Annotated in this window: 24 protein-coding genes; 7 read left to right on the forward strand and 17 right to left on the reverse strand. The window is 71.6% G+C overall.

Annotated features, from left to right (window positions below; translation table 11 throughout):
- Positions 1 to 66 precede the first annotated feature (66 nt).
- From ACFPIJ_RS02455 to ACFPIJ_RS02465, 3 genes are all read left to right on the forward strand, one after another.
- Positions 67 to 531, forward strand: a complete 465-nt coding sequence (locus ACFPIJ_RS02455) for a hypothetical protein (RefSeq protein ID WP_380112902.1) — start codon at positions 67 to 69, stop codon at positions 529 to 531.
- 64 nt (positions 532 to 595) lie between these two features.
- A complete protein-coding gene (locus ACFPIJ_RS02460; protein WP_380112903.1) occupies positions 596 to 1,027 on the forward strand; it encodes a ferritin-like domain-containing protein in 432 nt (143 codons plus the stop codon).
- Positions 1,028 to 1,492: a nitroreductase/quinone reductase family protein gene (locus ACFPIJ_RS02465; protein WP_380112904.1), complete on the forward strand. Its 465-nt coding sequence runs from the start codon at positions 1,028 to 1,030 to the stop codon at positions 1,490 to 1,492.
- A 238-nt stretch (positions 1,493 to 1,730) separates the two neighbouring features.
- On the opposite strand, the gene ACFPIJ_RS02470 is transcribed toward ACFPIJ_RS02465, so the two are convergent.
- The gene (locus ACFPIJ_RS02470) at positions 1,731 to 2,435 is read right to left on the reverse strand and encodes a VIT1/CCC1 transporter family protein (RefSeq protein ID WP_380112905.1); all 705 of its coding nucleotides are present in this window, start codon (positions 2,433 to 2,435) and stop codon (positions 1,731 to 1,733) included.
- A gap of 116 nt (positions 2,436 to 2,551) precedes the next feature.
- Positions 2,552 to 3,409 (reverse strand): type I methionyl aminopeptidase, encoded by an 858-nt coding sequence (map, locus tag ACFPIJ_RS02475; protein ID WP_380112906.1) that lies wholly within the window; start codon positions 3,407 to 3,409, stop codon positions 2,552 to 2,554.
- 52 nt (positions 3,410 to 3,461) lie between these two features.
- Here map and ACFPIJ_RS02480 point away from each other — a divergent pair, with 52 nt between their 5' ends.
- Positions 3,462 to 3,659, forward strand: coding sequence for a hypothetical protein (locus ACFPIJ_RS02480; RefSeq protein ID WP_380112907.1), 198 nt, complete (start codon positions 3,462 to 3,464; stop codon positions 3,657 to 3,659).
- Here ACFPIJ_RS02480 and ACFPIJ_RS02485 read toward each other — a convergent pair.
- From ACFPIJ_RS02485 to ACFPIJ_RS02530, 10 genes are all read right to left on the reverse strand, one after another.
- Positions 3,630 to 4,184 carry a Uma2 family endonuclease gene (locus ACFPIJ_RS02485; protein ID WP_380112908.1) on the reverse strand — a complete coding sequence of 185 codons (555 nt, stop codon included), beginning with the start codon at positions 4,182 to 4,184 and terminating at the stop codon, positions 3,630 to 3,632. The genes ACFPIJ_RS02480 and ACFPIJ_RS02485 overlap by 30 nt on opposite strands.
- A 19-nt stretch (positions 4,185 to 4,203) precedes the next feature.
- Positions 4,204 to 4,923 (reverse strand): gamma-glutamyl-gamma-aminobutyrate hydrolase family protein, encoded by a 720-nt coding sequence (locus ACFPIJ_RS02490; protein WP_380112909.1) that lies wholly within the window; start codon positions 4,921 to 4,923, stop codon positions 4,204 to 4,206.
- 4 nt (positions 4,924 to 4,927) lie between these two features.
- Positions 4,928 to 5,824, reverse strand: coding sequence for a TIGR03619 family F420-dependent LLM class oxidoreductase (locus tag ACFPIJ_RS02495; RefSeq protein WP_380112910.1), 897 nt, complete (start codon positions 5,822 to 5,824; stop codon positions 4,928 to 4,930).
- 95 nt (positions 5,825 to 5,919) lie between these two features.
- Positions 5,920 to 6,606 carry a gamma-glutamyl-gamma-aminobutyrate hydrolase family protein gene (locus ACFPIJ_RS02500; protein ID WP_380113068.1) on the reverse strand — a complete coding sequence of 229 codons (687 nt, stop codon included), beginning with the start codon at positions 6,604 to 6,606 and terminating at the stop codon, positions 5,920 to 5,922.
- A 5-nt stretch (positions 6,607 to 6,611) separates the two neighbouring features.
- Positions 6,612 to 7,379, reverse strand: coding sequence for a 3-oxoacyl-ACP reductase (locus ACFPIJ_RS02505; protein ID WP_203846195.1), 768 nt, complete (start codon positions 7,377 to 7,379; stop codon positions 6,612 to 6,614).
- Positions 7,380 to 8,729: an aldehyde dehydrogenase family protein gene (locus ACFPIJ_RS02510; protein ID WP_380112911.1), complete on the reverse strand. Its 1,350-nt coding sequence runs from the start codon at positions 8,727 to 8,729 to the stop codon at positions 7,380 to 7,382.
- Between the two features lie 5 nt (positions 8,730 to 8,734).
- The gene (locus tag ACFPIJ_RS02515; RefSeq protein WP_380112912.1) at positions 8,735 to 10,060 is read right to left on the reverse strand and encodes a glutamine synthetase family protein; all 1,326 of its coding nucleotides are present in this window, start codon (positions 10,058 to 10,060) and stop codon (positions 8,735 to 8,737) included.
- Between the two features lie 37 nt (positions 10,061 to 10,097).
- Complete coding sequence (locus ACFPIJ_RS02520; protein ID WP_380112913.1) at positions 10,098 to 10,841, reverse strand: FadR/GntR family transcriptional regulator; 744 nt, start codon at positions 10,839 to 10,841, stop codon at positions 10,098 to 10,100.
- A 60-nt stretch (positions 10,842 to 10,901) separates the two neighbouring features.
- On the reverse strand, positions 10,902 to 12,443 hold the full coding sequence (locus tag ACFPIJ_RS02525) for an amino acid permease (RefSeq protein WP_380112914.1): 1,542 nt from the start codon (positions 12,441 to 12,443) through the stop codon (positions 10,902 to 10,904).
- Positions 12,444 to 12,460: 17 nt separating this feature from the next.
- Complete coding sequence (locus ACFPIJ_RS02530; protein WP_380112915.1) at positions 12,461 to 13,396, reverse strand: phosphotransferase; 936 nt, start codon at positions 13,394 to 13,396, stop codon at positions 12,461 to 12,463.
- Between the two features lie 190 nt (positions 13,397 to 13,586).
- Here ACFPIJ_RS02530 and ACFPIJ_RS02535 point away from each other — a divergent pair, with 190 nt between their 5' ends.
- Positions 13,587 to 16,004 (forward strand): GcvT family protein, encoded by a 2,418-nt coding sequence (locus ACFPIJ_RS02535; RefSeq protein WP_380112916.1) that lies wholly within the window; start codon positions 13,587 to 13,589, stop codon positions 16,002 to 16,004.
- On the opposite strand, the gene ACFPIJ_RS02540 is transcribed toward ACFPIJ_RS02535, so the two are convergent.
- Positions 16,005 to 16,352, reverse strand: coding sequence for a YybH family protein (locus ACFPIJ_RS02540; RefSeq protein ID WP_380112917.1), 348 nt, complete (start codon positions 16,350 to 16,352; stop codon positions 16,005 to 16,007).
- 70 nt (positions 16,353 to 16,422) lie between these two features.
- On the opposite strand from ACFPIJ_RS02540, the gene ACFPIJ_RS02545 reads away from it, so the two are divergent.
- Positions 16,423 to 17,292 carry a LysR substrate-binding domain-containing protein gene (locus ACFPIJ_RS02545; protein WP_380112918.1) on the forward strand — a complete coding sequence of 290 codons (870 nt, stop codon included), beginning with the start codon at positions 16,423 to 16,425 and terminating at the stop codon, positions 17,290 to 17,292.
- A 1-nt stretch (position 17,293) separates the two neighbouring features.
- Here the strand turns inward: ACFPIJ_RS02545 and ACFPIJ_RS02550 are convergent, their stop codons facing one another.
- On the reverse strand, positions 17,294 to 18,001 hold the full coding sequence (locus ACFPIJ_RS02550; RefSeq protein WP_380112919.1) for an SDR family oxidoreductase: 708 nt from the start codon (positions 17,999 to 18,001) through the stop codon (positions 17,294 to 17,296).
- Positions 18,002 to 18,104: 103 nt separating this feature from the next.
- Between ACFPIJ_RS02550 and ACFPIJ_RS02555 the strand changes: the two genes are divergently transcribed.
- Entirely contained in the window at positions 18,105 to 18,926 is an 822-nt protein-coding gene (locus tag ACFPIJ_RS02555; protein ID WP_380112920.1) for a helix-turn-helix transcriptional regulator, read from the forward strand.
- A 26-nt stretch (positions 18,927 to 18,952) separates the two neighbouring features.
- Here ACFPIJ_RS02555 and ACFPIJ_RS02560 read toward each other — a convergent pair whose 3' ends face one another.
- The 3 genes from ACFPIJ_RS02560 to ispG all read right to left on the reverse strand — a co-directional run bounded on the left by ACFPIJ_RS02560 (position 18,953) and on the right by ispG (position 21,524).
- Positions 18,953 to 19,417: a hypothetical protein gene (locus tag ACFPIJ_RS02560; RefSeq protein WP_380112921.1), complete on the reverse strand. Its 465-nt coding sequence runs from the start codon at positions 19,415 to 19,417 to the stop codon at positions 18,953 to 18,955.
- A 30-nt stretch (positions 19,418 to 19,447) separates the two neighbouring features.
- Positions 19,448 to 20,287 (reverse strand): GNAT family N-acetyltransferase, encoded by an 840-nt coding sequence (locus tag ACFPIJ_RS02565; protein WP_380112922.1) that lies wholly within the window; start codon positions 20,285 to 20,287, stop codon positions 19,448 to 19,450.
- Positions 20,288 to 20,357: 70 nt separating this feature from the next.
- Positions 20,358 to 21,524: a flavodoxin-dependent (E)-4-hydroxy-3-methylbut-2-enyl-diphosphate synthase gene (gene ispG, locus ACFPIJ_RS02570; RefSeq protein ID WP_380112923.1), complete on the reverse strand. Its 1,167-nt coding sequence runs from the start codon at positions 21,522 to 21,524 to the stop codon at positions 20,358 to 20,360.
- Between the last annotated feature and the right edge of the window lie 5 nt (positions 21,525 to 21,529).

Below are 21,529 nucleotides of genomic sequence, written 5' to 3' on the forward strand. Positions count from 1 at the left end.
GCGACGGTGCGCCCCACCGGTGGGTCGTGTGCACCGAAAAACGGCCGGATAGTGTTCACTGTGCGCGTGTCCTCCCGTAGAGCCGTCCTCGCCGGCGCCGCCGCGGCGTTGACGACCCTCACCGCCTGCGACATTCCGAAGCGCTCCGCGGCCACCTGGCATCCCGCGCCGGATGTGCTGCTGCCGCTGCTCGCCCGCACCGTCGCGCTGCGGGACCGCTACGCCGAGGTGCTCACCGCGTTCCCCGCGCTGCAGGACCGGCTCGGCCCGCTCAAGGACAATCACGCCGCGCACGTCGTCGCGCTCGCCCGGGAGGTGGGCCTCGACGAGAACGGCCCCATGCCGGCGGCGAGCGCGTCCGCCGGCCCGGTCGTCCAGGACCAGACGGCCGCGGTGAAGGAGCTCGCCGGCCTGGAGAAGACCGGCCAGGAGGACGCGACCGGCGCCTGCCTGTCCGCCCCGTCCTACCGCGCCGCCCTGCTCGGCTCGATCGCCGCCTGCCGCGCCGCCCACCTCGAGGTGCTGACATGACGACCCCCGCCAGCCGCCGCGGTGCCACTCACGTCCGCGGTGCCACCCACGCCGAGGTGCCGGCATGACCACCCCCGCGGACGAACGGCTGATCGCCGCGTTGCAGGCCGAGCACGCCGCGATCTACGCCTACGGCGTCGCCGGCGCCAAGCTCGACTCCGGGACCATCGGCCTGGCCCGCTCCGCCGACGCCGCCCACCGCAGCCGCCGGGACGCCCTGGTGGTCCGGTTGTCCGGGGCCGGGGTGACCCCGCCGCCGGCGGCACCCGCGTATGCGCTGCCGTTCCCGGTCACCGACCGCGCCTCGGCCCTGAAGCTGCTCGCGCTGGTCGAGGACCGCACCGCCGCGCAGTGGCGCCTCGCGCTCGCGCCGACCGCCGGCGAGGTGCGCAAGCTCGCCCTCGACGCGCTCGTCGACTGCGCCGCCCGCGGTGCCGGGCTCCGGCAGGTCGCCGGCACGACCCCGCTCACCAGCGCGTTCCCCGGGAAGGCCTAGATGTTCGGCAGGATCCTCAAGCGGCTCGGCCACCGGCCGTGGTTCGCCGCCGCGGCCCGGCGCGTCGTGCGCCTCGACCGGTGGCTGCAGCGCCGGTCGAAGGGCCGGATCGTGCCGATCAACGCAGCCGGCGTCAACACCCTGCTGCTCACCACCACCGGCCGCAGGTCCGGGCAGCCCCGCTCCCAGCCGCTGCTGTTCGTCCGCGACGGCGGCGACTTCATCGTGATCGGCTCCAACTGGGGCCAGGCGCACCACCCGGCGTGGACCAGCAATCTCCTCGCCGACCCCCGCTGCGCGATCACCTGGAAGAACCAAGAGCTACAAGCAACCGCGGCGTTGGTACGGGACGACGAACGCGCCCGGCTGCTCGAAGTGCTGATCGCCAGCTGGCCCGCGTACAGCACGTACCAGGAACGGGCCGCGGGGCGAGAAATCCGGATATTTCGGCTGCGCGGGATCTGAAACCTCCAGTACTCCCGAAAGCGTGCCATCGCAAGGGCGCAGGACCCCGTGGACGTGTCCGCTCCGCGACGATCGTTGCATCACGCCACGAGCGTCCAAACGAGAGGAGACCGACATGCGCCGCACCGCTTGGGCCGGTCCGACGATGCAGCCGCGTCGTTAATGACACCCGTCTCGTGAGCCCTGCCGTCCGGGAAGACCATCACCTTCCCGGACGGATCAGGTCACTCACACTCACTCACACGCCGATCAGTCGCCCGATCAGATACGTCGCTCCGGCCGCCGCCGCCCCGAGCAGCAGTTGCCGGACCCCGGAGACCCACCAGCGCCGGCGGGTGTACCGGGAGATCAGCGCCCCCGCAACGAACAGCCCCACCCCGCCCGCGGCCAGCGCCGGCCACAGGCTCGTGCCGCCCAGCAGGTAGGGCAGCAGGGGCACCAGCGCCCCGACCGAGAAGCACGCGAACGACGACCCGGCCGCGACCCAGGGACTGGGCGCGTCGTCCGGGTCGACGCCGAGCTCCTCCTGCGCGTGCACCCGGACCGCCTCGTCGATGTCCCGCCCCAGCGTGGAGGCGACCTCCAGGGCCAGCTCGGGCGGCAACCCGCGCCGCTCCCAGATCCGGGCGAGCTCCTGCGCCTCCGCCTCCGGGAACTTCGTCAGCTCCCGCCGCTCCTTCGCGACCTCCGCGGCGATCTGCTCGTTCTGCGCCCGGACGCTGGTGAACTCCCCCAGCCCCATCGAGATCGCCCCGGCGACCAGCCCGGCCGTGCCGGTGAGCACGATCGTGCGCGGCGCGATCCCGCCGCCGCCGACCCCGGCGATCAGCGCGATGTTGGTGACGAGCCCGTCCATGGCCCCGAACACCGCGGCCCGCAACCACCCGCCGGACACGTCCGCATGATGATGCGCGTCCTCCGCCGCCGGATGACCTGAGCTCATGGTGTCCGGCCCTCCGCTGCGCTCCGGGGCGGTCGCGCGGCCGGAGAGGAGCGGAGGTCGCGTGACCTGAGGGCTGAGCTCATGGTGCCCGACCTGAGGGCTGAGTTCCGGGCCGGTCACGCCAACGTCAGGATCTCGAAGCCGTCCTCGGTCACCACGATCGTGTGCTCGAACTGGGCGGTCCACTTGCGGTCCTTGGTGACGACCGTCCAGCCGTCCTTCCAGATGTCGTAGTCGTGCGTGCCGTGCGTGATCATCGGCTCGATCGTGAACGTCATGCCGGGCTCCATGACCGTGGTGAGCCGCGGGTTGTCGTAGTGCGGCACGTAGAGGCCGGTGTGGAACACCTCGTTGATGCCGTGGCCGGTGAAGTCGCGCACCACGCCGTAGTTGAAGCGTTTCGCGTAGGCCTCGATGACCCGGCCGATCGCGTTGAGCGGGCGCCCGGGCGCGACGGCGCGGATGCCGCGCATCATCGCCTCACGGGTCCGCTCGACCAGCAGCCGGTCCTCCTCCGCAACGTTGCCGATGCAGAACGTCTGGTTGGTGTCACCGTGCACCCCGCCGATGAACGCGGTCACGTCGACGTTGAGGATGTCGCCGTCCTCGATCACTGTCGAGTCGGGGATGCCGTGGCAGATCACCTCGTTGAGCGACGTGCAGCACGACTTCGGGAACCCCTTGTAGCCCAGCGTCGACGGATACGCCCCGTGGTCGCACAGGAACTCGTGCACGACCCGGTCGATCTCGTCGGTCGTCACCCCCGGCTTGGCGTGCTCACCGGCCAGCTCGGTCGCCTGCGCCGCGAGCCGGCTCGCGAGCCGCATCCGCTCGATGATCTCCGGGGTCTGCACGTCCGAGCCACGGTGCTTGCTCGGTGCACGCTTCCCCACATACTCGGGTCGTGCGATCGAGGCCGGAACCTGACGCCATGGTGTTTGCGTGCCGGGGACAAGCTGAGCGCGGACCGTCATGCCGAAAAGCCTAACGCGCATCAACTCGCCATGGTCTGGGTAACCCCGGTGCATGATCGACGACGACCGCGTCAACAGCCGTGCCGGGGAACTGCTGCCCGAGGAGCTGGCCGCCGGCAGCGACGACCCGAAGGCCCAGGCCGAGGCCCTCCTGCAGGACTCCGACGACCGCGAGCACTACCGCGAGCCGACCCCCGACCTGCGCATCGACCACCGCACCTCAGCCGAGTCCGCCACCACCGGCGAGTAACTCCTCAAGCGCGATCTCGCTGTCCCATGAGTAGGCAACATCGCTCTCACGATGGCCGATGAGCACGACGTAGCCGTCCGGGCGTCGTTCTACCAGCCAATATTCCGGAATGTCCGCCGAGGCGTAGAGCTTCGACTTGACCAGACGATCTTCGTCGACCGTGCCCGGCGAGACCACTTCGACCAAGATCTCGAACAGGTCGGGCGCATGGACCGAGCTGTCCTCGTCCACTACCGCGCCACGCTTCAGCACGAGCACATCGGGGATGCGGAAGTTGTGGTTATCGAACTTGACGCCATTGCCCTGACACGTCACGCGGCCGGAATCCTCAAAGAAGCGTTCGAGTCTCGATGCGATCTTCTGGTGTCTCCACGCCGGTGGCGGCATCACGCGCAACACTCCCCCGTGCACCTCGAAGCGGTATTTCCGCGTGGGAGCCAGGCGCAGGACATCGTCAACCGTGTAGAGACCATCCGTCGGATCTACTTCGGGAATTTCGATGAGCATGCAGTCCATCACCCTCATAAGGCGAGCGTAGCGCAGATTAGGGCCGTATGGCTACTGGATTGCGGCGGGCGCGGGCGGCTTCGATGAAGGCGGCGAACACCCTGAAGTCGGTGGTGTCCTCGGGGTGCCACTGGACGCCGAGGGCGAAGGACTTCGACGGGTCCTCGACCACCTCGATGAGGTTGTCGTCGGGGCACCAGCCGGTCGGGACCAGGGCGCCCGGGTCCGCACAGCCCTGGTGGTGGAACGAGTTGACCATGACCGCGTCGCCGAGGATCTTCGCCGCGAGGGTGCCGCCGGTGAGGACGACCGGGTGCTCGCCGAACTTCGGACCGCTGACCGGGCGGTGGTCGTTGTGGCCGAGGACGTCGGGCAGGTGCTGGTGGAGGCGGCCACCGTAGGCGACGCACATCAGCTGCATGCCCCGGCAGATGCCGAGCAGCGGCAGGTCGAGGGCGAGGGCGGCGCGCATGAGCAGCAGCTCGGCGGTGTCGCGCTCGGGCTTGACCTTCGTGGTGGCGTGGGGCGGCTCGCCGTACAGGTCGGGGTTCACGTCGGAGCCGCCGGTGAACATGATCCCGTCGAGCCCGTCCAGGACGTCGATGTCGGGGTCGTCGGGGGTCACCAGGACCGCCCGGCCGCCGGAGGCGTGCACCGCGTGCACGTAGGACAGCGGGAGCACGGCCGAGAAGGTGTCGTTGAGCCCGAAGCGGGTCTCCTCGGCGTAGGTGGTCAGTCCGATCACCGGTCGCGACATGTCATCAACCTAATCCCACGGGTGCGAGGTTGTGCAGGATCTCCAGCGCCCGATCCCGCGCCGCCGCCGGCTCCAGCGTGATCAACGAATCCCAGTTGAGGTCGTAGAAGACCTCGGTGACGCCCTGTGTGTCGAGCCAGGCGGCACCTTCGCGGATCTGCTCGTAGGTGCCGGACAGCGGCGCCCGCCCGTCGGCGTCGAGCTCGCGGTCGGTGACCTTCAGCACACCCCGGCAGACGATCCGGGGCGAAGCGCGACCGGAGGACGCGGCGCCCTCCCGTACCAACGCGACATCCGACGAAATGTCGGACAGATCGGTGGCAGAGCGGCTGACCCACCCGTCGCCGATCTCACCGGCCCGGCGGATCGCGGCCGGGACGGCCCCGCCGAGGAGGATCGGCACACCGGGCCGCTGGACCGGGCGGGGTTCCATCCGGCTCGGCGGCACGGTGTAGAACTCGCCGTCGAACGCCGCCGGACCGGACCACAGCGCCCGCAGCACGGCGACGTACTCACGGATCCGGGCGCCCCGCCGCTCGGGCGAAGCGCCGGTGGCGGTGAACTCGTCCGGGGACCAGCCGGCGCCGAGGCCGAGGTCGACCCGGCCGCCGCTGAGCACGTCGAGGGTCGCGACCTGCTTGGCGAGCACCACCGGCGACACGAACGGCGCGTTGATCACGGCGACGCCGAGGCGGATCCGGCTGGTGCGGGCGGCGGCGAAGGTCAGCGCGACGACCGGGTCCAGGACGCTTTCGTAGACGGCGGCGGCGTCGCCGGCCAGGAGCCGCTGGAAGGTCCACAGCGAGTCGTAGCCGAGCCGCTCCGCCTCGACCGCCACCTCCGCGAGCAGCGAGGGGGTGGCCCATGACCCTGACACCGGCAGTCCGAACCCGACGCGCATGGCTTCAACCTACCCAGTTTCCAGCTCCGCCAGCTTCGCAAGCGGTTCCGTGGGGGGCTGCGCCACCCCACACCCCATGCTCGCTCCGCTCCCACTCAAACCGTTGCCTGGACGAGCGCCGCGAAGGGCCTGACGTCGAGCGCCTCCTCCGGATGCCACTGCACGCCGAGGACGAAGCGGCGGGCCGGGTCCTCGACGGCCTCGATGACGCCGTCGTCGGCCCAGCCGGTGACGGTCAGCGAGCCGGGGTCGTCGACGGCCTGGTGGTGATACGAGTTGACCTCCGCCGTCGCCCCGAAGATCGCCTCGGCCCGGGAGCCGGGCGCGAAGCGGGCCGGGTGCGCGCCGTAGACGCCCGGGCTCGGCTGGTGCCGCTCGTTGCCCAGCAGGTCGGGCAGGTGCTGCACGAGCTTGCCGCCGCAGGCGACGGCAAGCAGTTCCATGCCCCGGCACACGCCGAGCACCGGCAGGTCGGCGTCGAGCGCGGCGGCGAGGACGGACAGCTCGCCGCTGTCGCGGTCCGGCCGCGTCTTCGTCAGTGGGTGCGCCGGCGCGCCGTAGTGCACCGGCTCGATGTCGGCGCCGCCGGCCAGGACGAGCCCGTCGAGGCGGCGGACGAGGTCGGCGCCACCGTCGGGAAACGGCGGCAGGACGACCGGCCGGGCGCCGGCTTCCCGCACCATCCGCACGTATCCCTCGGGGACGAGCACCGCCCGCGTGTCCCACACGCCCCAGCGGGCGGGCTCCACGTAGGCGGTGATCCCGATGACCGGAAGGCGCACAGGAGTCACAGCGGCGTCACGTACGCGCCGGTGATGCCGCCGTCGACGAGGAACGTGGAGGCGGTGATGAAGGACGCGTCGTCGCTGGCGAGGAACGCGACCGCGCCGGCGATCTCCTCGGGCTCGCCGAAGCGGCCCATCGGCACGTGCACGAGCCGGCGCGCGGCCCGCTCGGGGTCCTTGGCGAAGAGCTCCATGAGCAGCGGGGTGGCGATCGGCCCGGGGCACAGGGCGTTGACCCGGATGCCTTCCCGGGCGAACTGGACGCCGAGCTCGCGGGTCATGGACAGCACCGCGCCCTTGCTCGCCGTGTAGGCGATCTGCGAGGTGGCGGCGCCCAGCAGCGCGACGAAGCTGGCGGTGTTGATGATCGAGCCCTTGCCCCGGGCGCGCATGTGCGGGATGGCGTACTTGCAGCAGAAGTACACGCTGGTCGTGTTGACCTTGAGGACCCGCTCCCAGGCTTCGAGCCCGGTGTCGAGGATCGAGTCGTCGTCGGGCGGGGAGATGCCGGCGTTGTTGAAGGCGATGTCGAGCCGGCCGTACCGCTCGGCGACGCCGTCGAAGAGCGCCTTGACGGCCTCCTCGTCGGACACGTCGGCGGCCACGAACTCGCCGCCCACCTCCTCGGCGGCGGCCTTGCCCGCGTCGGCGTTCAGGTCGACGACGACGACCTTCGCGCCCTCGGACGCGAACCTGCGCGCCGTGGCGAGTCCGATGCCGCTGCCGGCGCCGGTGATGACCGCGACCCGGTCCTGGAGACGAGCCTGCACTTAGACCTCCGTGCTGAAGAAGACGTTCTTGACTTCGCTGAACGCGGCGACCGCGTCCGGGCCGAGCTCACGGCCGAGGCCGGACTGCTTCACGCCGCCGAAGGGCGTCCAGTACCGCACCGAGGAGTGGGAGTTGACGCTGAGGTTGCCGGCCTCGACGCCCCGCGCGACGCGGATGCCGCGGCCGAGGTCGCCGGTCCAGATGGAGCCGGACAGGCCGTATTCGGTGTCGTTGGCGAGGCGGATCGCGTCGGCCTCGTCCTCGAAGCGCAGCACCGACAGCACCGGGCCGAAGATCTCCTCGCGCCAGTGCCGGTCCTGGGCGGACTCGGCGACCAGCACGGTCGGGGCCATCCAGTAGCCGGGGCCGTCGGGGGCGGTGCCCTCGATGACCGCCTTGTCCACATACGACTTGACCGAGGCCAGCTGACCCGCGGAGATCAGCGGGCCCATCTGCGCGGTCTCCAACGCGGGGTCCTCGCAGCGGAACGCCTGCACCGACTGCTCCAGCAGGCCCATGAACTCGTCGTAGACGGACGACTGGATCAGCAGACGGGACCGGGCGCAGCAGTCCTGGCCGGCGTTGTCGAAGACCGCGCCGGGGGCGCCGGCGGCGGCCTTGGCCAGGTCGGCGTCGGCGAAGACGATGTTGGCGCTCTTGCCGCCGAGCTCGAGGGTCACCCGTTTCACCTGCTGGGCGCAGCCGGCCATGATGCGCTTGCCGACGTCGGTGGAGCCGGTGAAGCAGACCTTGCGCACGAGCGGGTGGGTGACGAACCGTTCGCCGACGACGGAGCCCTTGCCCGGCAGCACCGTGAACACGCCCTCGGGCAGCCCGGCCTCCAGGGCCAGCTCACCCAGCCGGATGGCGGTCAGCGGGGTGAGCTCGGCGGGCTTGAGGACCACGGTGTTGCCGGCCGCGAGGGCCGGGGCGAAGCCCCAGCCGGCGATCGGCATCGGGAAGTTCCAGGGCACGATGATGCCGACCACGCCGAGCGGCTCGTAGAACGTGACGTCCAGGCCGCCGGCGACGGGGATCTGCCGCCCGCTGAGCCGTTCGGGCGCGCCGGCGTAGTAGTTGAGCACGTCGCGGACGTTGCCGGCCTCCCACCGGGCGTTGCCGATGGTGTGCCCGGAGTTGCGGACCTCCAGTTGGGCGAGCTCCTCGTTGTGCTCGTCGACGAGCGTCGCGAAGCGGCGCAGCAGCCGGGCCCGGTCGCCCGGAGCCACGGTGCGCCACGTCTGGAACGCCTGGTGCGCCCGCGCGATCGCGGCGTCGGTCTCCTCCACACTGGTGGAGGGCACCGTGGCGACCACTTCCTCGGTCACCGGCGAAATGACGTCATGCATATGGGTTACAGCCTTTCGAAGCCGCGCTGGAGTTCCCAGTCGGTGACCGCCGCTTCGAAGGCTGCCAGCTCGACCCGGGCGTTGTTGGCGTAATGGGCGACGACGTCCTCCCCGAACGCGGCGCGGGCCAGGTCGCTGGCCTCCCAGAGGGTGAGCGCCTCGCGCAGGGTCGAGGGCACCCGCGGCGCGGTGTCGTCCTGATACGCGTTGCCGGTGTAGATGTCCTCGAGGGGCAGTTCGTTGCGGATACCGTGCAGCGCGCCGGCAGTCATCGCGGCGATCGCCAGGTACGGGTTGACGTCGGCGCCGGGGACCCGGTTCTCGACCCGCAGCGACGCGCCGTGGCCGACGACCCGCAGGGCGCAGGTGCGGTTGTCGTTGCCCCAGCGCACGGCGGTCGGCGCGAACGAGCCGGCCTGGTAGCGCTTGTATGAGTTGATGTTCGGCGCGTACATGAGGGTGAACTCGCGCATGGTGGCGAGCAGCCCGGCCATGGCGTGGTGGAAGATCTTCTCGTCGACCCGCTGCCCGCCGGCCCGCAGGGAGAAGTGGATGTGGCAGGAGTTGCCCTCGCGCGCGTTGGGCTTGGCCATGAACGTGATCGACACGCCTTCGAGCGACGCGATCTCCTTGGCGCCGTTCTTGTACAGCACGTGCCCGTCCGCGTTGCGCAGCGCCTCGTCGTAGCGGAACGCGATCTCGTGCTGGCCGAGGTTGCACTCGCCCTTCGCGCTCTCCGGGACCAGGCCGGCGCCGGCCATGTCGTTGCGGATGCGGCGCAGCAGCGGCTCGATCCGGGCGGTCTGCAGCAGTGAGTAGTCGGCGTTGAAGACGTTGGCCGGGGTGAGGCCGCGGTACCCCTTGGCGTAGGCCTCCTCGTAGCTGTCGCGGTACGCCACGAACTCCAGCTCGGTGCCCGTGTAGGCGGTGTACCCGGCCTCGGCCAGCCCGGCCAGCTGCGCCTGCAGGATCTGCCGGGGCGACGCGGCGACGGGTGACTCGCCGTCCAGCCAGCGCAGATCCGCCAGGACGAGCGCGGTGCCGGGCTGCCACGGGATGCGGCGCAGGGTGCTGAAGTCGGGGATCATCGCGAAGTCGCCGTAGCCGGATGCCCAGGACGACATCGCATAGCCGTCGACGGTGTTCATGTCGACGTCGACGGCGAGCAGGTAGTTGCAGCCCTCGGTGCCGTGCGCGACGACCTCGGCCAGGAAGTGCGGGGCGTAGAACCGCTTGCCCTGCAGGCGGCCCTGCATGTCGGTGACCGCCACGACGACGGTGTCGATCTGGCCCTCGTCCACGGCGACGCGCAGCTGCTCGATCGTCAGCATCGTCCCACCCCTAAAGGTCTAGAAAGAAACCATAAGCTCAACCCAGCAGGCCGCGCAACAGGGCCGCGGTCGCGTCGCAGTGCTCTTCCATCTCGGTGCGGGCCACCACCGGATCGCCGGCCAGGATCGCCTCGACGACCCGCTCGTGCTGGGCGTCGGAGTGGTCCAGGTTGCGGCGCAGCACCGGGATCGCCGCAAGGAGCCGGTCCAGGCGCAGCTGCACGTCGGCGATCGAGGCGGCCACCGAGGTGGAGCCGCTCGCCGAGGCGATCGCCAGGTGCAGCCGGGAGTCGTTGACCCGCCGGGTCCGCGGGTCCCGGGTGCGGGCCGCGGCCAGGCAGGCGACCAGGTGTGCCCGGTCGGCCGCGGACAGGGCCCGGGTCGCGGCGAGCGCGGCGGCGCCCGGCTCGAGGACCCGCCGGAAGTCCAGCGCGTCGTGCAGCGTGTCGCCCATCTCGCGGGCAAGGGCGGCGGCGTCCTGCTCGGCGGCGTCGGCGTGCGAGTCGCCCGTCGAGCGGACCACGAACGTGCCGCCCGAGCGGCCCCGCCGCGACTCGAGGAACCCGGCCTCCCGCAGCGCGGCGATGGCCTCGCGCAGCGTCACCCGGCTCACCTGGAGGCGCTCCGCCAGCTCCCGCTCCGGTGGCAGGCGCTCGCCGACCGGCACCAGACCCAGCCGGATCGCCTGGGCCAGCCGCGCCACGGTGATCTCGAAGGCGTTGCCGCCTCGCACCGGTCGCCACATCGGCACACCCGACAGGGGCTCAGTGGCCACCGGCATCCGCCCTCCTCGCCTCGCGGTCCGGGTGGCGTTCGCGCGCCACCCGGACCACATCATTCCCTACTCCTTGACCGCGGCAGTGTCCTCCGCGACCGCCTGGTCGATCGTGCGGATCGGGCCCTTGAACCAGTGCTTCGCCGACAGCGTCCACCACAGCGCGGCGCCGCCGATGACGATCAGGATCGCCAGCGGCGCGTAGTTCACCGACGTCCAGGCGAACTCCTTGTTGCCCGGGATGCCGCTGGGCACGAAGGGCAGGATGAAGTAGACCGAGATGACCGCGATCTCGATGACCGCGATCCAGCCCAGCAACTTGTACTTGCTGCCGAGCGTCCACGGCCCGGGCACGAACCGGTCGCCCATCTTGAGGCGCAGGTAGATCGGGATCAGGAAGGCCAGGTAGAGGCCGATGACCGCGACCGAGACCACCGCGTAGAAGGCGGTGGGCACGCCGGCCGAGCTCTTGTACAGCGCGGGGAGCGTCAGCACGAGCCCGGCCACCGAGGCGCCGAGGATCGCGTTGACCGGGGTGCCGTTGCGGTCCACCTTGGACCACAGCTGCCAGCCCGGCACGGCGCGGTCCCGGCTGAACGCATAGGTCATCCGGGACATGCTCGTCACGCAGCTCATGCCGCAGAAGAACTGCCCGATGGTGGAGATGAGGATGACCGCCTTGAAGAAGCCGGAACTCAGCGACGTCTCGAAGACCGCGCCGGAGAACCCGTAGGCCGCGGTGATCGCCTCGACGTCGTTGGCCGCGAACAGGAACGACAGCAGCAGGATCCAGCCACCGATCGCCGAGTAGAAGATGGACTGCCACAGGCCCTTCGCGGCGGCCGTGGACGCGCCCATCGTCTCCTCCGACACGTGGGCGCACGCGTCGAAGCCGGTGATCGTGTACTGGGTGAGCAGGAAGCCGAACGGCAGCACCAGGAACCAGTACAGCGCGTCGGAGTAGCCGGAGTTGTTGAACCGCTCGGTGAAGACGAACTCGAGGCTCTGGTGCTTCTCCGGCACGAAGACCAGGATCAGCACGACCGCGGCCGCGCCGAACACGTGCCACCACACCGAGACGTTCTGCAGCACGTCGATGATGTTGTGGCCGAAGATGTTGATCGCGGCGTGCAGCGCGAGGATCACCACGAAGAGCACGAACGTCAGGTACAGGTTCGTGCTGTCCCATGAGGTGTACGCGTCGAGCACCAGGCTCAGGAACGTCGCGCAGCCGTAGTCGACCGACGCGGTGACCGCGATCAGGCCGACCAGGTTCAGCCAGCCGGTGAACCAGCCGTGGATCGGCTTGCCCATCTTCGCGGCCCACCAGTAGATGCCGCCCGCGGTCGGGTACGCCGACACCAGCTCCGACATGCAGAGGCCGATGATCAGGATGAAGACCGAGATGAGCGGCCAGCCCCAGGAGATGGCGACCGGACCGCCGTTCATCCACGCCTGGCCGAACGTGGTGAAACAGCCGGCCAGGATGGAGATGATGGAGAAGGAGATGGCGAAGTTGGAGAAGCCGCTCCACTTACGGCGCAGCTCCTGCTTGTAGCCCAGCTCGGCGAGCCGTTGTTCGTCGGCGTCGACGGTCGGTGATGCCATGGGCACCTCCCTGCGTGTTAGGGGTGGGGGAACGTTGCGCTGGCCGCCGCCAGGAGCCTGCCGAGCCCGGGGTCGTCCAGTGCCTCCTGGGCCTGACCCCACTTGTCGGCCGCCTCCGCCGCATAGTCGAAGGCGCCTTCCGGACCCGCTAGGAGTCCATGGTGGACGGTGAACCACAGCGTCCAGGTGACGTTGGACGCGACTTGATACAGCCGGACCCTCGAGCGGAGGGCCTCGTCGGTGTCGGCGAAGTACTCCGCCGCCAGCAGACCGACCAGATCCGGGTCGTAGTCGGCCTCCGCGGCGATGTCGCCGAGCTCGAATGCGGGGTCGTTGTTGCCGGACAGTTGGTAGTCGATGATCCGCACCCCGTCGCCGGTGGCGATGAAGTTCTCGGCGAGCAGGTCGTTGTGGCACGGCACGCTCGGCAGCCTGGTCTTCAGCAGCGCTTCGGCGATGGCGTCCACTGTGGACGAGCGGTCGAGGTAGCCGTCCGGCAGCGGCAGGTCGTGCCGCGCACAGACGTCGAGCAGTTCGGCACGCTTGGCGAAGATGTCGAAGTCGTTGCCGAACGCCGGGCCCGCGTGCAGCCGGCGGCAGGCGGTCGCGATGGACGGGATGATCTCGGGCCGGCACACCTCGGCGGCGCCGAGGGTCCGGCCGGGAAGGAACTCGATGACGACCGCCGGCACGTCCGGCAGCACCTCGTAGACCTGCGCGCCGACGGTCCGGGCGGCGAGGACGGTGTTGGCGATCTCCTGCTCCGGCGGGATGCCGAGGCCCGCGGCGGACACCGCCGGCTCGAGGACCCGCAGGACGTAGGGCACGCGGTCGACGTCGACCCGGTAGATGTGATGGGACAGCCCGCCCTGCAGCCGCTGCCATTCGACCGCGCGGCCCACCCACGACGGGACCCGCTCGAGCAGGTCCGCGATGGACGGCACCGCAGTCATGGCACCCGGCCCCTTCGCCGCGCGGTCCACGCCGGTTACAGACCTTTTACACCCTCTGGCCCGTAGTGATCGACGTCATAGTGGGGCACAGTTAACGCCTGCCACAGCCGGTCGTCAAGAGGGATCTTCGCGTTTACCGGTATTGCTTCAGACCTTTTACAGGACCGGCATGTGGGATCACAATCATGCAATGTCCGACCTCCCCGAGGCTTCCCGCGCCGTCGTCATCGGCGGCGGCGTGGCCGGCTGCAGCGTCGCCTACCACCTGGCCCGGCTCGGCTGGACCGACGTCGTGCTGCTCGAGCAGCACGACCTGACCGAGGGCACGACCTGGCACTCCGCGGGCTTCGTCGGACAGCTGCGCTCCACCGTCAGCCAGACCCGGATGATCATGTACTCGTCCGGCCTGTACGCGGAGCTGCGCACCCTCACCGGCCTGGACCCGGGCTGGCGCGGCGTCGGCGGCCTGCGCCTGGCGACGACCCCGGAGCGGGTCGAGGAGCTGCGGCGGCAGGTCAGCTCCGCCACCACGTACGGCCTGGAGCTCGACCTGCTGAGCCCGGGCGAGACGAAGGACCGGCTGCCACTGCTGAACGTCGAGGACGTCCTGGCCGCCGGCTGGCTGCCCGGCGACGGCTGGCTGGAGCCCGCGCAGCTGGCCGCCGCGCTCGCCGCCGGCGCCACCGCGCTCGGGGTGCGCATCGTCACCGGCGTCCGGGTCACCGGGGTGGAGACGGTCGCCGGCCGGGTCGCCGCCGTCGACACCACGGCCGGGCGGATCGCCACCGAGGTTGTCGTCGACGCCGCCGGCGCGGCCGCGGGGCAGGTCGGGCGGCTCGCCGGCGTCGACATCCCGATCGTGCCGATCAAGCACCAGTACGTCGTCACCGAAGCGCTGCCGGGCCTCGCCTCCACAGTGGACATCCCCACCGTGCGCGACCCGGACCGGATCGTCTACTTCCGCGGCGCACCGGAGCCCTCCGGATCGCTGCTGGTCGGCGGGTACGTCCGGGACCCCTCGCTGTGGGACGACCCGGACCCGCTGTCGGTGCCGCGCACGGTGTTCGAGCCCGACCTGGACAAGTTCGCCGAGTCGTGGGGCAACGCCCGGCACCGCGTCCCGGCGCTGCGGACGCTCGGCATGGACCGGGTCGTGCACGGGCCGGAGGCGTTCACCCCGGACGGGGAGTTCCTGCTCGGTGAGACCGCGGTCGCCGGGTTCTGGGTCGCCGCCGGGTTCTGCGTCCACGGGCTCGCCGCGGCCGGCGGCGTCGGCAAGGTGATCGCCGAGTGGATCGTCGACGGCAGCCCGGAGTGGGACATGTCCACGATGGACATCCGCCGCTTCGGCGCGCACGCCGCGAGCCGCCGCTGGGCCGCGACCAAGGCCCTGGACGGCTACTCCCGCTACTACGACATCGTGTATCCGGGGCAGGAGTGGACCGCCGGTCGTCCGCTGCGCCGCTCACCCGTCTGGCCGCGACTGTCCGAACTGGACGCCGCGCTCGGTGAGAAGGCCGGCTGGGAGCGGGCGAACTGGTTCGGCGTCAACGCTCCGGCCGGCGCCGACGCCACGGCACCGCGCGGCTGGGCCGGGCGGCACTGGTCGCCCGCCATCGCCGCCGAGGTCGCCGCCACCGCCACCGCCGCCGGCCTGTTCGACCAGTCGTCGTTCGCGAAGCTGGACGTGCGCGGCCCCGGCGCGCTGTCGTTGCTGCAGCGGCTGTGCGCCAACGACGTCGACCGGGCCGCGGGCACCCTCACCTACACCGCCATGCTCAACACCCGCGGCGGGGTCGAGGCGGACCTGACCGTGACCCGGCTCGGCGAGACGCATTTCCGGATCGTCACCAGCACCGCCAGCGGCGTGCGGGACGCGGCCTGGATCCGCCGGCACGCCGGCCCCGACGTGACCGTCGACGACGTCACCTCCGCGCACGGCTGCCTGTGCCTGTGGGGCCCGGCCGCCCGTGACATCCTCCAGCCGCTCACCGACACCTCGCTGGCCAACGCGGACTTCCCGTTCATGCGGGCCCGGCGCATCACGGTCGGCCCGGTGCCCGTCCTGGCGCAGCGGGTCACGTTCGTCGGGGAGCTCGGCTGGGAGTTGTACGCCCCGGCCGAGTACACGCTGACCCTGTGGGACCTGCTGATGGAGGCGGGCGCGCCGCTCGGCCTGCGCCCCGGTGGCTACCGGGCGATCGACGCGATGCGGCTGGAGAAGGGGTACCGCGTCTGGGGCTCCGACCTCACCACCGACACCGACCCGATCTCGGCCGGCCTCGGCCCGTTCGTGGATCTCTCCAAGGACTTCATCGGCCGGGATGCCCTCGGCGCGTCGTCGCGAACGCTCCGCTGCCTGGTGCTGGACGACCCGGCCACCGTCTGCCTCGGCGGCGAACCCGTCCGCGTCGACGGCGTGCCGTGCGGCCGGGTCACGTCCGGCGGGTTCGGATACCGGGTCGGCGCGTCCATCGCCTACGCGTACCTGCCGGCGTCGACCCCGATCGGCGCCCAGGTCGAGGTGTCCGTCTTCGACCGCTGGTCCCCGGCCGTGGTGCGCGCCGAGCCCCTCTACGACCCCAAGATGCTGCGGGTGCGCGCCTGATCAGTGCTGCTCGGGCCGGTCGATCACGCGCAGCCAGCTGCCGTCGGGCTGGCGGCGCACGACCTGGACCCGGCCGCCCTTCCCGTCGGCGGACCGGGTGCCGGTCAGCGCCAGGTCGCCGTTGACGATCGTCGGCGTGAGCGGCTCCAGCTCGAAGTGCGGCACGTGCTTGATCATCGCCTCGCAGACCGCCTGGATCGCGGCGCGGCCGACGGTCGTCTCGCCCGGCGGGTAGGCCAGGACCGCGTCCTGCTCGTACAGCGCGGCGAGCCCCACGGCGTCGCCGGCGTTGGCCCGCTCCACGAACAGGCGGGTCAGGTCCTCGGGGGTCTTCGCTGTCGTCGTCATGGCTCCACCGTGCCCCGTGGGCCTGCATAACACCAAGAGCGGCTTCTGCTGACTTCTAGAATCAACGCTTATGGAGCTGCACCAGCTGGCGTACCTCGTCGCCGTCGCCGAGGAGGCGAGCTTCACCCGCGCCGCGGCCCGGCTGCGGATCGCGCAGCCGGGCGTGAGCGCGCAGGTCAGGAAGCTGGAGCGGGAGCTCGGGCAGGACCTGCTGGACCGCTCCGGCCGGGAGGTCCGGCTGACCCCGGCCGGCGCGGCGGTGCTGCCCTACGCGCGGGCCGCGCTCGCCGCCGTCGAGGGTGCCCGGCGCACCGCCGCCGAGCTGGCCGGGCTGACCCGCGGCCGGGTCGCGATCGGGACCGTGACCTCGCACGACGTCGACCTGGCCACGGTCCTCGCCGACTTCCACGCCGAGCACCCGGGCGTCGAGATCACCCTGGCCGAGGACACCACCGACCGCCTCGTCGACGGGCTGCGGGAGGGGCGCCTGGACGCGGCGATCATCGCGTACGACACCCCACCGCCCGACCTCGACCTGCGCGTCCTGACCGACGAGGCCGTCGACGCCGCCGTCGCCCCGGGTCACGCCTGGGCCCGGCGCTCGACCGTCCGGATCGCCGACCTGCGCGACCGGCCGCTGATCTGCCTGCGGTCCGGCACCGGCATCCGCGGCATCCTCGAGTCGGCGTGCGCGGCGGCCGGGTTCGCGCCCACGGTCGCGTTCGAGGCGGGCACGCCGCAGGTGGTGGCCCAGCTCGCGGCCCGCGGGCTGGGCGTGGCGATCCTGCCGGCGTCGATCGCGCGGGGCCACGCCGGCCTGCACCCCCTCCGGATCACGAAACCGGAGCTCAGCGGGCGGCTCGGCCTCGCCTGGCGCCGGGCCGGCCCCCGGTCGGCGGCCGCCACGGCGTTCCTGGCGCACTTCGGCACCGGGCGGTAGCTCACCAGGGCACGGGGCCGTCCTCGTCGAAGAAGCCGCCGGTCGGGCCGTCGGCCGGCAGCGTGGCGAGGCGCACCGCCGCGGTCGCGCCCTGCACCGGGGTCCTCGGCCCGGCGTGCCCGTTCATGTCGGTCGCGCAGTACCCGGGATCGGCGGCGTTCACCTTGATCGCGGTGCCGCGCAGCTCGTTGGCGAACGAGACCGTGACCGCGTTCAGCGCGCTCTTGGACGCGTTGTACGCCAGCAGCGGGTGCTGCGCGTACATGTGCTCCGGCTCCGTGGTGAACGCGAGTGACCCCAGCCCGCTGCCCATGTTGACGATCCGCCCGGCATCCGAGCGGCGCAGCGCCGGAAGGGCCGCGTTGGTGACGGCGACGACCCCGTACACATTGGTCTCGAACGTCTGCCGCAGCAGGTCGACGGGTGTCCCGCTCGGTGGCGCGCCCCGCTCCAGCAGCACGCCCGCGTTGTTGACCAGCACGTCGAGCCGCTCCAGTGCAGCGAGCGCGGCGACGCTCTCCTCGTCGGTGACGTCCAGGACGACCGCCGTGGCGAAGCCGCCGAGCGCCGCCGCGGCCTCCTTGCCGCGCACCGCGTCCCGCGCACCGATCAGGACCTTCATGCCGTGTCGGGCACCGAGCAGCTTCGCGATCTCGAAGCCGATGCCTTTGTTCGCGCCCGTGACGAGGGCCACCCGTGGTTCGCTCATACCGGCCACGCTGCCCGCCTTCCGCCGCGCGCGGCAGAGCCGTGCCGAACAGCGGATCGCCGGTCCCTGGTTGCGGGCGGCGGGTTCCGGCAGCATGGAGGCCATGGACCGGGAACAGCTCGCCGACTTCCTGAAGAGCCGCCGGGCCGGGGTCTCCCCCGCCGACGCCGGCCTCGACGGCGGAACCCGGCGGCGCACGCCCGGCCTGCGCCGCGAGGAGGTCGCCCGGCTCGCCGGCATCTCGGTCGACTACTACGCGCGGCTCGAGCAGGCCCGCGGCCCGCGCCCGTCCCGGCAGGTCCTCGGGGCGCTGAGCCGGGCGCTGCGCCTGCACGACGACGAGCGCACGTACCTCTTCCACCTGGCCGGCGAGCAACCCGGTCCGCCGGCCGGCCCTTCCCCGCACGTGTCGCCCGGCATCCGGCACCTGCTGGACCGCCTCGACGACACCCCGGCGTTCGTGATCGACGCGAAGTACGAGCTCCTCGCCTGGAACCCGATGGCGGTCGCCCTGATGGGTGACCCGGCGGTCGTCATGCCCGAGTCCCGCAACATGATCTGGAACCTGTTCACCGGCCCCGCGCCGGCCGACCCGGCGGCCGACACCTTCGCCGACGAGTGCGTCGCCGACCTGCGCGCCGCGTCGGTGCGCTACCCCGCCGACGAGGGCATCCGGTCGCTGATCGCCCGGCTGCGCGCCGCGAGCCCCGACTTCACCCGCCGGTGGGACGAGCACCAGGTGTGCGTGCGCCGCAGCACCTCGAAACGCTTCGACCACCCCGTCCACGGCGAGCTGGTCTTCACCTGCGAGGTCCTCGACATCGCCGACGCCGGCCAGAAGGTGATCTTCTACACCGCCGAGGCGGGCTCGCACACCGCCTGGGTGCTGTGCTCCCTGCGCCGCCAGCCCGCCCACGCCGTCTGAGCGGCCGGCTCGGTTTCAATGCCGGTTCAATGCCGGGCGCCTTCGGCGAGCGGGTTGCGGTTGAGGACCGGCCGCAGGGTCGACGCCTTCGCCGACTCGTGCGTCAGGCGGGCGCTGAGCAGCCCGCCCTGGCGGGCCAGGCCGGCGGCGAGGGCCGGCGCGAGCGGCAGCAGCCAGTCCACCATGAACCCGCGGGTCGGCAGGTGCACGACGATCAGCACCGCCAGCGCGACCGTGACGCCCTCGACCTGTCCGCGCCACGCGGCCCGGCCGGACGCGGCGACGGTGGCGCGGCGGGTGATCGTGGCCTTGTCGAGGCCGTCGAGCGCGCGGGTGTCGCGGCGGCCGAGGTTGAAACCGGCGAACCCGACGGCGGTCGACAGGCCGGGCACCGTCGCGGCGACGATGTTCCTGGTCAGCAGGTAGGTCATCCCGAACACCGCACAGCCGGCACCGCAGGCGAAGAGGGCCCGCAGCCACTCATCCTGCACATGGGGGGCGATTTGTCGGGAAACCGCGGTTTAGAACAGCACCGTGGCGAAGGTGCCCACCTGCTGGAACCCGCACCGCTCGTACACGCTGCGAGCAGGCGTGTTGTAGTCGTTGACATACAGGCTGACCGATGGTGCCACTCGCCGCAGCGCGTCGCGCACGATCGCGGCGATCCCGCCCCGGGCCAGCCCCCGGCCGCGCCACTCCGGCGCCGTCCAGACACCCTGGATCTGCGCGGTGTGCTTGGTGACCACGGCCAGCTCCGCCTTGAACACGACCTGCCCGTTGATCACGCGGGCGTATGCCCGGCGGGCCCGGACCAGCTCACCGACCCGGTCCCGGTAGGAGCGCTCGCCCCCGTCGGCGGTGGGTGAGACGCCGACCTCCTCGGTGTACATGGCCACCGCCGCCGGGAACAGCAGGTCGATCTCGTCGGGCCGCACGAGTCGCACCCCGGGGTCGGCGGGCACGGGCGCCGGCGAGGACGTCGCCATCAGCGGCTGATTCGGGCGCACGTCCCGCGACGGCCCCCACGACGGTGCCAGCCGGCTCCACAGGCCGAGGACCGCGTCGGCGGAACCGACGATCGATGAGCACCCGCGCGGCTCGCCGGCGACCATGTCGGCGAACGCCGAGACCGCCGCGGCGGAGGCGTTGACGGGGATCAGGTTCGCCCCGAGCCAGCACAGCGACTCCAGGTGACGGCGCGAACCATAACCGAAGATCCGGGCGTCCTGACGCCACCAGGCCAGCCCGGCCATCGAGATCCGCTCGGCCACCTGCGCGCCGCCGAACGGGTCGCCGTCGAGCAGGCGCTCGACCGAACCGCGTTCGGCGTCGCCGAGGAGCCTCGCCGCCACCGTCAGCATGCGTACAAGCCTGCCAGATCCTCCCGGCGACGGCCGCACATACCCATGGCAGTCGTCTGTGTGTCGGGGCTCAGTGCACCGTCACCGACGGCCCGAGGCCGCGCAGCTCCTCCGGCAGGTCGACACCCATCTCCTCGGCCAGGCGCAGGGCCTCCTCGACCAGGGTCTCCACGATCTGCCCCTCGGGCACGGTCTTGATGACCTTGCCCTTGACGAAGATCTGGCCCTTGCCGTTGCCGGACGCCACGCCGAGGTCCGCCTCGCGGGCCTCGCCGGGGCCGTTGACGACGCAGCCCATGACCGCGACCCGCAGCGGCGCCGGGAAGCCGTCGAGCGCGGCGGTGACCTGCTCGGCGAGGGTGTAGACGTCGACCTGGGCGCGCCCGCACGACGGGCAGCTCACGATTTCGAGGCCGCGCTCGCGCAGGCCGAGGGCCTCGAGGATGGCGTTGCCGACCTTGATCTCCTCGACCGGCGGGGCCGACAGCGAGACCCGGATCGTGTCGCCGATGCCCTCGGCGAGCAGCGCGCCGAACGCGACGGACGACTTGATCGTGCCCTGGAACGTGGGGCCGGCCTCGGTCACGCCGAGGTGCAGCGGATAGTCGCACTGCTCGGCCAGCTGCCGGTACGCCCGGATCATGACGACCGGGTCGTTGTGCTTGACCGAGATCTTGATGTCGCGGAAGTCGTGCTCCTCGAACAGCGAGCACTCCCACAGCGCCGACTCGACCAGGGCCTCGGCCGTCGCCTTGCCGTGCTTTTCCAGCAGGCGCTTGTCCAGCGAGCCGGCGTTGACGCCGATGCGGATCGGGATGCCCGCCGCCGAGGCCGCCTTGGCGATCTCCTTGACCTTGTCGTCGAACTGGCGGATGTTGCCCGGGTTGACCCGGACCGCCGCGCAGCCGGCGTCGATCGCCGCGAACACGTACTTCGGCTGGAAGTGGATGTCGGCGATGACCGGGATCTGCGACTTCTTCGCGATCGCCGGCAGCGCCTCGACGTCGTCCTGGCTGGGCACGGCGACCCGCACGATCTGGCAGCCCGACGCGGTGAGCTCGGCGATCTGCTGGAGCGTGCTGTTGACGTCGGCGGTGAGCGTGGTCGCCATCGACTGCACGGACACCGGCGCCCCGCCACCGACCGGCACCGAGCCGACCATGATCTGGCGGGACTTCCGGCGCGGGGCGAGCGCCGGCGGGGGGATGGAAGGCAGGCCGAGGCTGACAGCGGTCATGGAGT

The organism is Dactylosporangium cerinum (genome assembly GCF_042653625.1).
Taxonomy (GTDB): Bacteria; Actinomycetota; Actinomycetes; order Mycobacteriales; family Micromonosporaceae; genus Dactylosporangium; species Dactylosporangium cerinum.

Excerpts from the sequence above, each read along its gene's own strand:
- ACFPIJ_RS02520 (WP_380112913.1), bottom strand. The coding sequence starts at position 10,841 with ATGCCGGTGGCCACTGAGCCCCTGTCGGGTGTGCCGATGTGGCGACCG.
- ACFPIJ_RS02550 (WP_380112919.1), bottom strand. The coding sequence starts at position 18,001 with ATGAGCGAACCACGGGTGGCCCTCGTCACGGGCGCGAACAAAGGCATC.
- ispG (WP_380112923.1), bottom strand. The coding sequence starts at position 21,524 with ATGACCGCTGTCAGCCTCGGCCTGCCTTCCATCCCCCCGCCGGCGCTC.
- ACFPIJ_RS02530 (WP_380112915.1), bottom strand. The coding sequence starts at position 13,396 with ATGACTGCGGTGCCGTCCATCGCGGACCTGCTCGAGCGGGTCCCGTCG.
- ACFPIJ_RS02480 (WP_380112907.1), top strand. The coding sequence starts at position 3,462 with ATGATCGACGACGACCGCGTCAACAGCCGTGCCGGGGAACTGCTGCCC.
- ACFPIJ_RS02525 (WP_380112914.1), bottom strand. The coding sequence starts at position 12,443 with ATGGCATCACCGACCGTCGACGCCGACGAACAACGGCTCGCCGAGCTG.
- ACFPIJ_RS02460 (WP_380112903.1), top strand. The coding sequence starts at position 596 with ATGACCACCCCCGCGGACGAACGGCTGATCGCCGCGTTGCAGGCCGAG.
- ACFPIJ_RS02490 (WP_380112909.1), bottom strand. The coding sequence starts at position 4,923 with ATGTCGCGACCGGTGATCGGACTGACCACCTACGCCGAGGAGACCCGC.
- ACFPIJ_RS02535 (WP_380112916.1), top strand. The coding sequence starts at position 13,587 with ATGTCCGACCTCCCCGAGGCTTCCCGCGCCGTCGTCATCGGCGGCGGC.
- ACFPIJ_RS02485 (WP_380112908.1), bottom strand. The coding sequence starts at position 4,184 with ATGAGGGTGATGGACTGCATGCTCATCGAAATTCCCGAAGTAGATCCG.
- ACFPIJ_RS02540 (WP_380112917.1), bottom strand. The coding sequence starts at position 16,352 with ATGACGACGACAGCGAAGACCCCCGAGGACCTGACCCGCCTGTTCGTG.
- ACFPIJ_RS02555 (WP_380112920.1), top strand. The coding sequence starts at position 18,105 with ATGGACCGGGAACAGCTCGCCGACTTCCTGAAGAGCCGCCGGGCCGGG.
- ACFPIJ_RS02470 (WP_380112905.1), bottom strand. The coding sequence starts at position 2,435 with ATGAGCTCAGGTCATCCGGCGGCGGAGGACGCGCATCATCATGCGGAC.
- ACFPIJ_RS02545 (WP_380112918.1), top strand. The coding sequence starts at position 16,423 with ATGGAGCTGCACCAGCTGGCGTACCTCGTCGCCGTCGCCGAGGAGGCG.
- ACFPIJ_RS02510 (WP_380112911.1), bottom strand. The coding sequence starts at position 8,729 with ATGCATGACGTCATTTCGCCGGTGACCGAGGAAGTGGTCGCCACGGTG.
- ACFPIJ_RS02465 (WP_380112904.1), top strand. The coding sequence starts at position 1,028 with ATGTTCGGCAGGATCCTCAAGCGGCTCGGCCACCGGCCGTGGTTCGCC.
- ACFPIJ_RS02495 (WP_380112910.1), bottom strand. The coding sequence starts at position 5,824 with ATGCGCGTCGGGTTCGGACTGCCGGTGTCAGGGTCATGGGCCACCCCC.
- ACFPIJ_RS02565 (WP_380112922.1), bottom strand. The coding sequence starts at position 20,287 with ATGCTGACGGTGGCGGCGAGGCTCCTCGGCGACGCCGAACGCGGTTCG.
- ACFPIJ_RS02515 (WP_380112912.1), bottom strand. The coding sequence starts at position 10,060 with ATGCTGACGATCGAGCAGCTGCGCGTCGCCGTGGACGAGGGCCAGATC.
- map (WP_380112906.1), bottom strand. The coding sequence starts at position 3,409 with ATGACGGTCCGCGCTCAGCTTGTCCCCGGCACGCAAACACCATGGCGT.